Source organism: Trichocoleus sp. FACHB-262, from assembly GCF_014696035.1.
Lineage (GTDB): Bacteria > Cyanobacteriota > Cyanobacteriia > FACHB-46 > FACHB-46 > Trichocoleus.
Window position 1 is genome coordinate 15071 of the sequence record NZ_JACJPK010000039.1, and the last position, 13758, is coordinate 28828.

A 13758-nucleotide genomic window follows, 5' to 3' on the forward strand; every position below is an offset into this window, starting at 1 on the left:
AAGACTAAATGGAGGTTGTGCAAATCCTAGGAGGTACAGCAGATGTATGACTATGAGCTCCTGCATCGGTACTTAGAAGGCGAGCGGGACTTTCAAGCCGCTAACCTGAGTCGGCTCAATCTTGCCGGCGCTAGTCTAGCTGGAATTAACCTCTCCGCTGCTAACTTAGTGGCCATCAATCTAGGCTCGGCTTATCTCCCAAGCGTTAATCTCAGTCGGGCCTTACTTACATCTGCCAACCTAGGTCAAGCTTTTTTGTATGGAGCCAACCTGAGCTTTACCAAACTGGGTTCTACCAATTTGGCTGAGGCAGATTTAACCAAAGTGAATCTCAAAGGAGCATTTCTCGTCAAAGCTAATTTGAGTCATGCCAAGTTAAGCGGCGCAAATCTGGCTGGGGTCAACTTAAGCGCTGCCAACTTGCAAGGGGTGAACTTGTGTAGTGCCGACCTACGCGGCATCAACTTGCGCTCAGCTAACCTGAGCGGAGCGAACCTCAATTGGGCCAACTTGAGTGGTGCCAGATTGAGCGGAGCCAACTTAAGCGGGGCGAGCTTAAATGGCATCAAGCTGAGCCAAGCTTACTTGAACGGCGTGGATTTGAGTGGCATAGACCTTAACGGAATTAACTTAAGCGAGGCCAAGCTCAGTGGGGCTAATTTGCGCGGAGCCAACCTGAATGCTGCCAACCTCAACGAAGCGCAATTACGAGCGGCCAGTTTGATCCGGGCCAGTCTGCGAGCTGCCACCTTAAAGGGAGCTAATTTGCAGGGTGCTGAGTTAGCAGAGGCAGATTTTCAGCAAGCAATCTATGACGAAGCTACCCAGTTTCCGTCAGACTTTACTCCCCTGACCCGAGGAGCCCACTGTGAGGACGAGTTACTTTCGGCTTGAAAGGGTGGAACTGGGGGCTGGCAACGACTCATGTAAAAATCAGTCGCTCACTTAAGGGAGTGTAAATGCTTTCCAAATTTGCTCATCAGTCGAGTAACTTGTCGCTTCTGTTAATAGGCTTGCGGAGGTCGAGTAGTTGCCCGAGAGACGCAATAACTCAAGGAATGTTATGGATGATTTTCTAATTAGACTTGAAATCTTCAAGAAGTTTCCTGGTAAGTCAAGAGAGACAGTTGAACTATCAGACTGGGTTGAACCAATCAATGAGGATTGATATGTTAGTTCTGACTCCTGCTGCGTCGTAACCATCTGTGGTGAGCATTGAGCAAGCCTCAGTGATGTGGCATCCAGTGTAGAGGCAGATGCCAGAGAGGGCACGATCGCGATCGCTCAGACAAGGAAAGCGCACCGACCCAGAGCTTGTGAACTGTTTCAATCAGAGCGGAAAGGTCCTTCAGAAGAGAGTCCCAGTACAGCTACATAGGGCTATACTAATTAGCTTTTACTGTAATGATTGAGGTAGAAAAACGGTGAATCTGGTCCAATTATTTTCGCTTGTCAGCGAAATGCTACCCTGCAGCAGTTCTACCAATTTTTTGCTCAGTGCCAATCCGAGCCCGGTGCCACCACGCTTCCAGGGATCATGATTGGGAATGCGATAGAACTTGTCGAAAACCTGATCGCGCAAATCTGTAGGAATTTCAATCCCGGAATTGCTTACACTGATTTTTATTCCTTCTAGATGCTCTATTGCAGTCACTTCAATGGTTTCCATGGATGGCGTATATTTGCAGGCATTGTGTATTAGTTCCATAACAATGCGCTCTAAGCTCGGGAGATCAGTGATAAGTGGCGGCAGGTGGGAGGAAACTTGAATTTGCAATTGTAGCTGTTGCTGATTCATGCGCTCAGCAAAGGATCGGGCAGTCAATGGAAGCCACTCTTGTAGGTGAACTTCCATCGGTGCCAACGTCTCCGTCCGTGCATCCAAGCGAGCGAGGTCCAACAAATCATCAATGAGTTGAGCTTCTCTTTGACATTCGTAATTGAGAATCTTCACGTAGTGAGTGACTTTCGCGATTTGTCCCGATGAAAGCACCATTTCGTCAGGGGTAACAGTAAGCTGCTTGGTCTGGGACAGATTAAAAGCAACTTCAAGCATTTTAGCCACCATCTTGATCGTGGCCATAGGAGAGCGTAATTCATGGGAAACCGTGCTGAGAAACTCGTCTTTGAGTTGACTGAGTTGCTCTAACGCTATCACTTGAGCTTGGGCAGCCTGATACAGGCGAGACTGCCTCAAACCAATCGCACATTGATTCGCCACCTGCTGCACTAAACGAATCTCCAACTCGCTAAAGCTCTGATCCGCTGCTTTGATCAGCCAGATGTCACCTAACACCCCCTGATCATCTACGAGTGGGCACACCAGAACCGTGTAGAAGGTGTGCTGTTGGCATCTTGGCGTTTGTAATGCCAAGCAACAGTGAACATATTGACCCCACAACAATTGTGTGTAGACGAAGGCGTGCTCCTCCATCTGAGACATCTCTCCTTGTGTAACCCGTAGCTCACAGCACCCATGCCCATAACTGATTGTGGAAGTCCGTTGTTCTAAGTCATAGAGCGCGGTATTGCAACTATAGATATCCAGCTTGTTAGTCAGTTCTTGCACCACTGTCTGCAAAATCTGCATTTCATCCAGGGAATCACGCACCTTATCGGTAATGCGTTTTAGCGTCGATTCGTGACTTAAGGAGGTTACTAACTGGGTCGTTCTTTCCTGCACCCGTTGTTCTAGTTGCGTATACAGACGTACATTTTGTAGAGCGATCGCGGCAGCATCAGCCAGCGTTTGCAATAGATTGACTTCCTCTGTGGTTAGCAAATGCTCGGTTGCCCAATAAACACCGATCGCCCCGATCGGCTCAACCGAGTGAATCGGCAGCATTGCCAGACTTCTGACAAACGTAGGCCGATAATATTCTTGAGGAATGCGGTTGTCAGAAAAGATATCCGGAATCACCGCGGGCATTCGATTGAGCATCACCCAACCCGAAATGCAATTCTCAACCGGAAATCGTTGTCCCCGCCAGAGCGGGGCGATCGCCTCTTCATCGGCGTAATAGCAAAACTCTCCTTCTCGCAAGACAAAAGTTGAGCCATCTGCCCCAACTAACTGCCTCGCGGCACGACGAACCGCTGCTGTAATTGCCTCTAAATCACGGGCCGAAGCTAAGTGTTGAATCACCTGAACGAGTTGCCGCAATCGCTGGTTGAGATGCAACACCTCAGTTTCTGCCTGTAGGCGTTCCCCTTCTAAACGTTTCTGTTGGGTGATATCCAGAATCGTCGCAATCCGGTAAAGAGTCTGGCCCTGGTCATCTTTGACCGCTGTAACATTTAGCAGGATAGGAAACTGCGAGCCATCATGACGCACATGGACAGACTCAAAAGTTAAATGTCCAACTTGCTCGGATTGTTGGAGAATACGGATGCCATCCGCCTGATGAGTGGGTGGATATAGCTCCAGAATGGGTTTACCAATCATTTCTTCCACGGTATGGCCATGCATCCGCGCAAAAGCAGGGTTAGCTAATTGAATCTGTGTGCCTTGGCCAACCGCTAAGCCATGTTCTGTAAACTGAAAAATGTCTTTATACTGTTGCAGGGCAGCGAGATATTCATCTTTGAGAGCATTCAATCGTTCCGCTTCATGACGGGCTGATTGCTCTTGTGTTAACAATCGTTCCCGTTCTTGCTCGGCTAGTTTGCGGTCTGTGATGTCCATCAGAACGCCCATCATCCGTCTCGGTTGCCCCAATGAATCATAGATGGCTTGCCCCCTGCCCGCCACCCAGTGGATGCTGCCATTGGGATAACAGACTCGGTACTCTGCCTCGTAGCTGGTCTGAGTTGCTAGAGCGCTACGAACTAAGGCTTCGACCCACTCTACATCCTCAGGATGCACCCGCTGACGCCAAGTGTCATAGGCAACCGTCGATACACCTGGATTCAGACCCAACAGGGAAAAGTGAATTTCGTTCCATTCCACCTGGTTGGTAGACAAATCCCAACTCCAGCTACCAATCTGAGCAAAGTCTAAGGCTAACCGTAATTGCTCTTCTTTGGCTTGTAACGTTGCATCCGCTCGTCTGCGTTCGTTTTCGACGTGCTTGCGGTCGTCAATGTTGTGGTAATAAATCTCTAACCCTTGGGGTGATGGATAGGCATGAATTTCATCCCATCGCTGTCTGGGCTCATAAAAAAATTCGAAGTGGGCGGGGACTTGTTCAGCGATCGCCTGCCGATACTTCTGTTCACAAAGTGTTCCAACCAAGGCTGGCCAAACGTCCCACAGAGACCGACCCACGAGGTCTTGGGGTAAGGCCTGACTCACTCGTGCGGTTGCTTGATTGACGTGGGTGATGTGCCAATCTTGATCTAGAGCAATAAAAGCATCGGTCATCTTCTCCAGAATGGCTTCGGCTGGTTGTTGGAGAGCCCTAACTTCAGTATTCTTGGCAGAAGACGCAAAAATGCCCATCTAAAAGTCCCTAAGCGGAAAAAAATTGACGAGATCGTCAGCCACAAAAGAATGGAAGCCCTACCATTACTCTCCTTCAGTCTGACCATCGCTTGATTGTTTCGCAACTTTTTATGGTTCGTTTGATAACTTTATTTAGACTGGTTCAAGAATCTTCTTAAAGCTCGATTTAGTGTGTATCAGGGATTGTGCTGAGATACGTGTAATTTCATGCCATCAACTCTGTAACATTCACGCAGCATGATTTCTGACTGACAGATTAGGTTGGACGTTTCTGCCTTATTTACTGTGTGGGAGGCCACTACTCACAAAGTTTTAGGTCGTTTCAGAGATCGATTCCTACGAGAGAATCAAAATGCCTAGTGAGGTTAGATATACGCTGATTCAGCAAGCTCGAGCTTTAACGCCAGAGCAAGGAGGTCGCATTCCAGCGATCGCCCTGACGGCTTATGCGCGGACAGAAGCTCGGATTCGAGCCTTAGCTGCTGGCTTTTAGTCCCATGTGTCCAAGCCAGTAGAACCCATTGACTTGATTACAGGATTAGCCCGCTTAATCGTTTCTAGAACCTCAAAGCCGCGATCGCCCCTCCAGTTGCAGCTCTGATATCTCTAGATAACGTTGAAACGCCTGCAAGCTGCAGTGCTGGATATTTCTTGAAGCACCCGCAGCAGCACTCCGGCACTACTCATCCGGGTCCGAGCTGTGCGTCTAAAACTGTGAGTACTGGCCTCCTTAGCCCCAAGCGATCGCACGTCTCCCTCAAAACTTCATTGGCTGACTTCAGGTTAATGTGGCCTCGCCCGTGCCGTCCAGAAAACAGATACTGTTTGCTCCACCCAGATACGTTTCCAGATATCCCTTGAGAACTGCATTGACAGGAATCTGGCGCGTCTCTTGCTTTCCTTTAGTATTGGCTTTGTGGAGCGTCATCGTTGTCCTCACGCCTACTGCATCATAAGCATCTGGAGGTAAGCAAAACATTATAAGTCTTGAGAAGACGTATTTAGCTATTAAGAATGTGCTAAGCGCACCTTTTGCAATGTTTATTTTGCAACATGCCCTATCTGTTTATTTTGCAACATGCCGTATCTATATAAGTGGAGTATAAGTAGAGTACCGACGAAAACTATTTTGAGGAAATAACACTAAATTACACAAATATCAATTATGGATTCTCAGTAATTAGACTTTCTCCAATCTTTTTTATGCCTACGCTAGGCGGATTTATGAGTAAAACCGGAGGAGAAAACTCAAGTATCTTTTCTGATATGCACTTTTAAGTATGTACGTCTTAAGGTGGATGCTTCGATAAAAAATTGAAGGAGAATTATTAATGGTCGCAGTATAGAAGAGCACAATACCCATGATTGGTGTTATCAATTAGACCTTGGTTCTGTTATAATTTCTTAACAAAACGTAAAAAATCAAAAGTTAAGCCAGAGGCGGCCTCTTACCTCCAACCCCTGGCTTCGCTCCCAACTCATGATCAGGAGATTTAACTATAATGACATAGCACTAAAGCAGTCTACCTGCTGAGCAATAGAAATCTTTAAGCTATTGTCTATAGACCGTTCAATGATTGTAACGGACTTCTTTTTAACGTAGGGTTTGGTCCCTAGTTAGAAGTTAGCTCAATGTGGGTAGCAGCTTAAGCACAGTTACTGAATTTTTCTCTAGCATCTCCACTAGCTCTTAATTTTTAGACGGTAAGGGTTGATGCCAGATTCAACCAGTTTTACACATCTAACAATGTGGCGGTTTTTGCTGCGCCTTTTCAATCAGGGTAATTATCTTAAAGGTCATTGATGGCTGTTTTTTTACTATCTTTAACGAGTTTCTACTTGTATGTTGCTTGGCTTTTAGTAGGCTATCTCAACTTTCAAGAGCAACGAGACAAAATCCGATGGAGAGTTCATGTAAACGGCATTAGAGGCAAGTCCACTGTCACTCGATATGTGACTGCAGTGTTTAGAGAAGCTGGATATCACACCTTCGGTAAGACCACAGGTAGTGCTGCTCGCATTTTGCGTCCTGATGGTCGAGATTATGACTTTGGGCGTAAAGGATATCCCAATGTAAATGAACAGGTCAAAATTGTCAAAGACTTTAGCCGTCAGAAAGCAGAAGTAGCAGTGCTAGAGTGCATGGCTGTTAATCCTGTCTATGCAAAGTGGCTAGAAGACAAAGTGATGCGATCGCACATTGGCATTATCACTAATGTACGTTATGACCACCCTGAATATTTGGGAGAAACTTTAGAAGAGATCGCAGAATCTTTATCTAATACCATCCCGAGTAACGGAATTTTAATTACCGCCGAAGCTGACCCGAAGCTTCTGAACATTCTAGAGAAGAATGCTAAAAGCAAAAACTCTACAATGCGGGTTGCTAGTAAGGAAACGGTTGATCTAGCTGATTTAGGGGGCTTTGCCCATTTTGCGATTGAGGACAACATCGCGATTGGATATGAGATTGCCAAAATCTTGAAACTACCTAAAGATAAAGCCCTCAAAGCTATGCAACAAGCTGTAGCTGATCCAGGCGCTTTCAGTGTGCAATTTGTACCGTTTCAAGGATGTCAAATTGCCTGGGCAAATCTTTTTGCAGTGAATGACCGTGAGAGTTTCGTGGAACTCAGCGAAAAGCTGTTTAAGCAATATCCTGAATATCAAAGAGTTGTTATTCTCAATAATCGGCACGATCGCCCGACTAGAGTTGAGTTTTTTGCCAATCTAGCTAATGACTTGAACTTTAATCCTGTAGTTACATTCGGGGATTATGAGCAAGTCGTAAACGAAGTATTTAATCACGAACCCACTCGGGTTCTGAACTTAGGAAATTCCTCCAAATTCAAAAGTGCTTCTGCCGTAGATTTGCTAGCTCAAATTGTCTCAAAAGCTAATTCAGAGAAGATTCTGCTGATAGGCACCGTTAATATTCACACGCCTCAAGCTGAGACCATGCTGCATTACTTTGAAGGACAGCCTGAACTGGAAGCAGTGGCTAGCACTGAAATAGTTGAAGCAGAGAGAGTGAATGTTTGAACTTCCAAATACGCCTGAAATCCATAGGCTAGCACTCAATATTGGAGCTTTTGTAGCGATCGCCTATAAGGATCGTTATGGAGTCATACCAGGAGGTGTGATTGTTCCTGGGTTTATCATTGTTTTGTTTTTACTATCCCCAATTTGGTGCGTCACCAGCTTAGCTTTATCTTTCGCTGTCTACTTCATTTACAAGCGATTTTTAGCCCAAACTAGTTATAAGCGACGAACACCAATGTATATTTTGGCGTTTGTTTCCTTGGCGATCGCTAACTTGATCGGACTGATCTACATCAAACTCGGCTGGTTATATCCTTCATTAGATAGCTTGTCAGGTACTTTACTTCCCGCTGTGATTGCTTTCACTTTAACTAAGCAAAAAATGAATAAAGTGATCCGAGCGATCGCCGTAACTACTTTAGCAACGCTTGGTATTCTGACGGCTATTTATCTAGTTGGCTCATCTGTATTTAGCATAGACTTTGATGTACTTAGAGGTTATTATTCCAGCAAGGAAATCTTACGCATTCACTACCATTTGTTCCAGTTTTATAGTGCTTTGGCCGTGAGTTACTTATTCTATCGGTTCAAGGATGTGCGCTCAGGCGGTTATATGGTAGCGCCTGTAGCCGCAGCACTACTAATTAAACCAATTAGTGCCATCATTTTTTTGATTGGGTGCATCACCGTTTATTTAGTCGTTCAAGCCATTTGTCAGTTCACTTTATTAATTGGTCTAAAGCGTTACGTTGTAGCTTTATTTTTTAGCACTCTGTTTGTCTGGACAACAGAATTGTTGTTTATAAATTTTGGGTTTAATATACTGCCTTTTCAAGGAGGTAATCTTTTTGTCATCATTGCCATGATGTCTTATGTCAATGACAGCATCTTATATGCTAACAAAAAAGTTATAAACTACATGGTTTTGACTGTTTTAGCTGCTCTAATTGCTCTTTTTGTAGCTAACACAGCAGTCGTCTATTTAACTCCTCCGTCAACCAAAGCCCTATCCTAAGAACAACCCAGATTAATGAAGAAAAATAAGAGTATCACTGAGCAAAGACATCACGCCCGAGTCAGTGCGCCTGCTTTAGCAATTATAGACAACTACTCCTATAGTATTGAAAATTGGAGTATAGGTGGCTTTAAAGTTACTGGCTTTAATCAAACTGTAAAAACTGGTGATTGCTTTCCAATTCAGCTACACCTTAATTTGCATAAAGGTGGCAAAGAATCTACCAATATCCAAATTAGTACTCTAGTTGAAGTGATTTGGCTGTCTGCTCGTGAGGGTGAATTGGGTGCACAGTTTCTCAATTTGACGAAACTAGAAAAAGACTTATTGCAGAGTGCTATAGACAAGATAGATAAAGGAGAACTAACCCTTGTAGATCAGGGTGCTCAGCTTTCTGAGCCTAACTTTGGTAGCCCTCAATCGGCTCCAAATTCCTCTCCTGCTTGGCAGCGATTGCGATCGAAACGCGTACTTTACACCTTAATCTACCTGATGATTGGGGGCGTTTTAGGATTTTTTACCTTACGCGCGGTCCATAATTCATTAGTAAACTTACAGATCAGGTCTGCGATCGTTGCTAAGCCTACAGGGCCTGTAGTCGCACCGGTCGAATCTGTGGTTGCTAAAGAACAGGGTGTTCTAGATGAGTTTTATGTTTATGAGGGCATGAGCGTCAAGCCAGGCCAACCGTTGTTTAGTACTAAAAATGACGAGTTGGCGGAAAGAGATATAGACGCACTAAATCGAGAAATTCAGTCGAGTCGGATAGAGTTAGCTGAAGCTCAGGCTGCTTTAAGGGAAGCGGAATTACTTAAGCAACAAGAGAGTGAAAAACTGGAATCTTACAAAACTATTAGTCAAGCTGAACTTGATTCTGCTCAGGCTGAAGTGACTGCCGAAACCGCACAATACCAAATAGAAAAAGATAACTTAGAACGATTTGCCACTCTCTTGGGAGAAGGGGCAGTGAGCCAACAAGCTTTTGATGCAGCTAAATCTAAGTTTGCTGATGCAGAAGCCAAACTTAGAGAAGCCCAATCGCAATATAAAGTAGCTCAGATCTCAGTTGCTTCTGCTCAGAAGGGGAATTTTTATGATGGCGATAGTTTAGTTAGTGATCTCCCTCGCCGTAGTGCTGAAGTAGAAAAGCAGCGTCAACTTGCACAGATCGCATTACAGAAAGTTAATGAGTCAGAACGGATGCTCAACCAGCGAATGCAAGCACTGCAAATCTCGCAGCCGCAAAGGCAGTACCTGCAACAGCCTTCACCAAATCAACCTCTGTTTTCTCAAAAAGCATTTTCTGTGGTCTACAAAGCTCCTTTTCCAGGTTCGATCCTAAAAGTGACGAAGTTAGCAGGTAATCCAGTTAGACCTCGGGAAACGGTGATGGTGCTGCAACGGGAACAAGCCCCACCCATGATTGATGCTTATCTGACTCCAAAACAGGCTGAAGAAATTATCGTTGGTAGTCCTGCCACAGCTCTTATCCCTGCGGTCAACAAGGAGTATCAGGCCCGCGTGGCAAAAATTGATCAAGCAGCTCCAACATCCGATTCTGCCAACATCCCTTCAACCTTAGGTTCAGAAATGCGATCGGTATATGTCCAGTTAGCGCTTGATAATCTGTCTCCAGAAGATAGCAGTCGGCTGGTTGCAGCGAAGGGAATGCCTGTAATTCTGAGCGTCCCTAAGCAGACAAATATTTTTAATCGTTTAGCCTTTTGGCTCAAGTAGTTCATCAAATTTGGTCCTAAATTCTAGTTCTGCAAAGCTTGCATTCGCCTTGAATGAATCAATAGGTCACGGTTTAGAACTAGCTCAACATCACACTTGCCTCAAGTGGTCTGATAAGCAGCGGATTCGGATGATTTAGCAAGATCATTGGCATGTTATATGCGTCAATTCTGTGTTGTAGTATTATCGATCGCCCTGTTGTGCTCAGGATGTAAACTTACTGCTCCGCTAGCCTCATCGCCTCCGAAGCAAGTCATTAAAGGTCGCGTTATCAGCCTAGAGGGAAATCCCGTCAGTAGCGCATTGGTAACCACGTCATCTGGGCAAACCAAAACTGATTTAGATGGTTGGTTCCAGCTTGCAGCCACCCAAGCCGACCCAGAATGGGTCACAGTCAAGCATGCAAGCTTCATCTCACGGACAAGAGCCGCTGCTCCTAGCGCCCCCGTTCTCGTGCGCTTAACACCTGATGATGGTCAAACCATTTCTCTGCATTTTACAGGGGATGTGATGCTGGGCCGTCGCTTCTACGATCCAAATGAAGATGGTAATACCAAAGATGGTCTCCTACAACCCAATAGCGGCGTCGATGAGCACAAAGCACTGCTGAGACATGTACAGCCGCTCCTAGAGAATGCAGACCTCACGATCAGCAATCTGGAATCGCCCCTGACGGACAAGCCTCATCTTGACTCTAGGGTCCGCCGTCCTCCTCAGTTCCATGCCACTAAAGACTATGTATTTGCCAGCGCCCCGGTGACTGCCAAGGCTCTGCGGCAGAGCGGGATTGATGTGATCGGTCTGGCTAACAACCATCTCTACGATGCGCTGGAGCAAGGTATCAAGGACTCTCAAAACGCACTCAACCAAGGAGGGTTTTCACCAGGGAGTGGGTACTTCGGCGCAGGTTTATCCGAACAGCGGGCTTGGGCTCCTGCGATCGCTACTGTGCAGGGCCAAGCGATCGCCTTTCTAGGCTGCACCACCATTTCCGGCGCAGAACATCCGCTGAACTATGTGGCATTAGATGCTCAGAATAAAGGGGGTGCGGCAAATTGCGATGAAGCGCAGATTCGCAACTCCGTGAAGTCTGCCCAGGCCAAGTACAAAACTGTGGTTTTCATGATTCATGGCGGCAATGAGTATCAGCGCACCCCTAGCGAAAATGTCCGTCGGCTAACGGCTGTAGCTCGTGAAGCTGGTGCCACCCTGGTTATTAACCATCACCCCCATGTCGTCGGTGGCTTCAACTGGAATGACTCATCGCTCGTATCTTGGACTTTAGGCAACTTTCTCTTCGACCAAACCGTATGGCCGACGTTTGAGTCTTACTTATTAGCAGTGCATCTCCGCAATGGCAAAGTGGTGCAGGCCTATACTGAGCCGCTGATGATTGAGGGCTACGTGCCGAAAGGAGTCACTGGAGATCTGGCTGACTTTGTGGCTAGGGGGGCCGCAGGACGCGATCGCGGACCTTTCTTAGTCGAAGATGGCGCAATGGTAGTTGACGTGAACAATCGGAGGGTTTCCCAGGATGTCAAGCTACCCATCAAAGCGGGCTCCGGAAAAAGCCAGATTTTTCGCGCAGCTCAGGGATGGGCGATCGTCAACTTTTCTGGAGCAGGAAGTCTAAGGCTTGGTCGAGATCTACTGTGGGTGGGCGATTTTGAAGATGAGATTGCTGATGACCAACACCAAGGCGGAGCCCTCTGGGAGTTTGCAGGGGTTGATAAGTTAAAAGGAGCTGACTATGCCTATGAAGGCAAGGTAGGAGCCCGTCTCCAACGAAAAGGTTTTAACGAGTCTGAGGTGGTTCTGTCCCCGTTGCATCGTATTTTAGTAGACTCTGGCTCAGAGCTATCGATTGTGGGAATGGTGCGCTCTCGTAAAGATGTACAGTCTAGCTTACAAGTCAGCTGGTACTCCTACACCAAAGGGAAATCTCAGGCACAGCAAATTCAACCGCTCTTCGTCAAACAAGACCAGACATGGACACCTTTTCGCCTCGATGTGAAAGTACCGCCCAACACAGTGGCCCTTGGTCTCTTCTTAAGGCTGCAACCTCCCAAGCAGGGCGATGACACCGTAGATTTCGACAATATTCGAATCATTAAATGGGACACTAAGGGTACGCCCTTCAGCCCACTTTATAACTATGTGCAAGCGACTGGAACTGGGGAAGTGGTCCTGCGCAAAGATTTTCTGCCAGGAGCTGAGTTATGGGCCAAGGACGATGCTCCATCTAAACTAACTTTGTTACAACAGTAAAAGTGAGCAAACAACTTGCGACCTACTCAAAATGAGAGGTTACAACAGTGTGACAAAATGGCTATTAATACTGGTAACGCCCCTTCTAGTGCATTTACTTGCTCATATAGAAGCCTATTCCCGTGAAACACCATTTATCCCTCAGTTGCTTCAATCTCTGAGCAGCAATGAGTCAGCGCTTTCATCTGGTGAGCGATTAACCCAAAGTAGAGTAAAAGATAAAAGTGAGCTACTAGACACCCAATCAACTGTTGCACTTCATTCAGTACCGCGCGGTCAAGGGTCCAAAGCTCTGCTGCGCGAGGCTAATCGAGAACTGAAAGCTGCTAAAGCATCCACCTACTCTCATAAAACTCAAGTTAATGAAGCGCTTGGTCAGTTTAACTATGACTGTTCAGGCTTCCTCAAGTATGCGATCGCCCGCAGCGTCCCGGAAGCGCTCCGTTCTCTACAAACAGCAACAGTTCGTCGTCCCTTAGCCAAGCACTTCGTTGGGTTTGTTACATCTCTCCCCTCCGGAAAAGTCGTAGGCCGCTGGAAACGGATTGAGCGAGCCACTGACCTTGCCCCCGGCGATATTATTGCCTGGTTGAAGCCGCCTACGGTAGTTTCAGACAATACGGGACACGTGATGATCGTCCGAGCTGCTATTCGGCAGCACCCGAAGCGCTCGAATGAAATCATTATCCCCATTATTGACTCAACGGCGACCCGCCACGGACATAGCGACTCTCGCCACAAGGCAGCAGAGACTGGCCTTGGAACCGGAAGTATTGTCTTGGTTGTAGACGATAGTGGCAAAGCAATTGGCTACCGCTGGTCTCGTTCTGAGAACTCCCGCAGGCATACTACTAAGATAGCCTTGACCCGTTTGGAGTGATTGGAAAGTTAAATTTGGAGAGACCCAAGTGACTATCAAAAAAGGGGTATAAATTGACGAGGCTGAAACGACCTTAAATCAGGGTGGGAGTTATGAGTAAAGACCCTATCAAAAAAGGGTCCTTTTTTGATAGCCTTGCTGCATGAAACAAACTATTTGTGCCCTATACCTTCGAGTTTCAACTGTCGATCAGGGCCAAGATACTGATAACCAGCTTTTGCAACTTCAAGAATTTTGCGATCGTTAGCTGGCGTTACTGGGTATTGGAATTACTAAAGTCTGAGCTCACTGAGGAAATAACCACCGTTAGACTTTGCCAAAGGATGACTCCACAAGCCTAGCTGAGCTAGTCTGTGAGCTAATGACTTTTGC

At 46.4% G+C, this 13758-nt stretch carries 10 protein-coding genes; 7 read left to right on the top strand and 3 right to left on the bottom strand.

Going from position 1 to position 13758, the window contains the following annotated elements:
- Window positions 1-42 precede the first annotated feature (42 nt).
- Window positions 43-894: a pentapeptide repeat-containing protein gene (locus tag H6F68_RS08625; protein WP_190558173.1), complete on the top strand. Its 852-nt coding sequence runs from the start codon at window positions 43-45 to the stop codon at window positions 892-894.
- A gap of 241 nt (window positions 895-1135) precedes the next feature.
- Here the strand turns inward: H6F68_RS08625 and H6F68_RS08630 are convergent, their stop codons facing one another.
- Complete coding sequence (locus H6F68_RS08630; protein WP_190558175.1) at window positions 1136-1330, bottom strand: hypothetical protein; 195 nt, start codon at window positions 1328-1330, stop codon at window positions 1136-1138.
- A gap of 66 nt (window positions 1331-1396) precedes the next feature.
- Entirely contained in the window at window positions 1397-4441 is a 3045-nt protein-coding gene (locus H6F68_RS08635) for a PAS domain S-box protein (protein ID WP_190558177.1), read from the bottom strand.
- A gap of 355 nt (window positions 4442-4796) precedes the next feature.
- On the opposite strand from H6F68_RS08635, the gene H6F68_RS08640 reads away from it, so the two are divergent.
- Window positions 4797-4937, top strand: coding sequence for a hypothetical protein (locus tag H6F68_RS08640; RefSeq protein WP_190558179.1), 141 nt, complete (start codon window positions 4797-4799; stop codon window positions 4935-4937).
- Window positions 4938-5222: 285 nt separating this feature from the next.
- On the opposite strand, the gene H6F68_RS08645 is transcribed toward H6F68_RS08640, so the two are convergent.
- Window positions 5223-5423: a hypothetical protein gene (locus H6F68_RS08645; protein ID WP_190558181.1), complete on the bottom strand. Its 201-nt coding sequence runs from the start codon at window positions 5421-5423 to the stop codon at window positions 5223-5225.
- A gap of 824 nt (window positions 5424-6247) precedes the next feature.
- Here H6F68_RS08645 and pgsB point away from each other — a divergent pair.
- The 5 genes from pgsB (at window position 6248) to H6F68_RS08670 (ending at window position 13386) form a co-directional block, all read left to right on the top strand.
- Window positions 6248-7486 (top strand): poly-gamma-glutamate synthase PgsB, encoded by a 1239-nt coding sequence (pgsB, locus tag H6F68_RS08650; RefSeq protein WP_190558183.1) that lies wholly within the window; start codon window positions 6248-6250, stop codon window positions 7484-7486.
- Window positions 7479-8501, top strand: coding sequence for a poly-gamma-glutamate biosynthesis protein PgsC/CapC (locus H6F68_RS08655; RefSeq protein ID WP_190558185.1), 1023 nt, complete (start codon window positions 7479-7481; stop codon window positions 8499-8501). Before pgsB ends, H6F68_RS08655 begins: the two co-directional genes overlap by 8 nt.
- A 15-nt stretch (window positions 8502-8516) precedes the next feature.
- Window positions 8517-10238, top strand: coding sequence for an HlyD family secretion protein (locus tag H6F68_RS08660; protein ID WP_190558187.1), 1722 nt, complete (start codon window positions 8517-8519; stop codon window positions 10236-10238).
- A gap of 303 nt (window positions 10239-10541) precedes the next feature.
- Window positions 10542-12506 carry a CapA family protein gene (locus H6F68_RS08665; protein WP_190558189.1) on the top strand — a complete coding sequence of 655 codons (1965 nt, stop codon included), beginning with the start codon at window positions 10542-10544 and terminating at the stop codon, window positions 12504-12506.
- A gap of 88 nt (window positions 12507-12594) precedes the next feature.
- Window positions 12595-13386 carry a hypothetical protein gene (locus H6F68_RS08670; RefSeq protein ID WP_206755510.1) on the top strand — a complete coding sequence of 264 codons (792 nt, stop codon included), beginning with the start codon at window positions 12595-12597 and terminating at the stop codon, window positions 13384-13386.
- Window positions 13387-13758 lie beyond the last annotated feature (372 nt).

Bases quoted from the DNA above. Each gene is read 5' to 3' on its own strand.
- H6F68_RS08660 (WP_190558187.1), top strand. From the start codon at position 8,517: ATGAAGAAAAATAAGAGTATCACTGAGCAAAGACATCACGCCCGAGTC.
- H6F68_RS08640 (WP_190558179.1), top strand. From the start codon at position 4,797: ATGCCTAGTGAGGTTAGATATACGCTGATTCAGCAAGCTCGAGCTTTA.
- H6F68_RS08645 (WP_190558181.1), bottom strand. From the start codon at position 5,423: ATGTTTTGCTTACCTCCAGATGCTTATGATGCAGTAGGCGTGAGGACA.
- H6F68_RS08655 (WP_190558185.1), top strand. From the start codon at position 7,479: ATGTTTGAACTTCCAAATACGCCTGAAATCCATAGGCTAGCACTCAAT.
- pgsB (WP_190558183.1), top strand. From the start codon at position 6,248: ATGGCTGTTTTTTTACTATCTTTAACGAGTTTCTACTTGTATGTTGCT.
- H6F68_RS08635 (WP_190558177.1), bottom strand. From the start codon at position 4,441: ATGGGCATTTTTGCGTCTTCTGCCAAGAATACTGAAGTTAGGGCTCTC.
- H6F68_RS08625 (WP_190558173.1), top strand. From the start codon at position 43: ATGTATGACTATGAGCTCCTGCATCGGTACTTAGAAGGCGAGCGGGAC.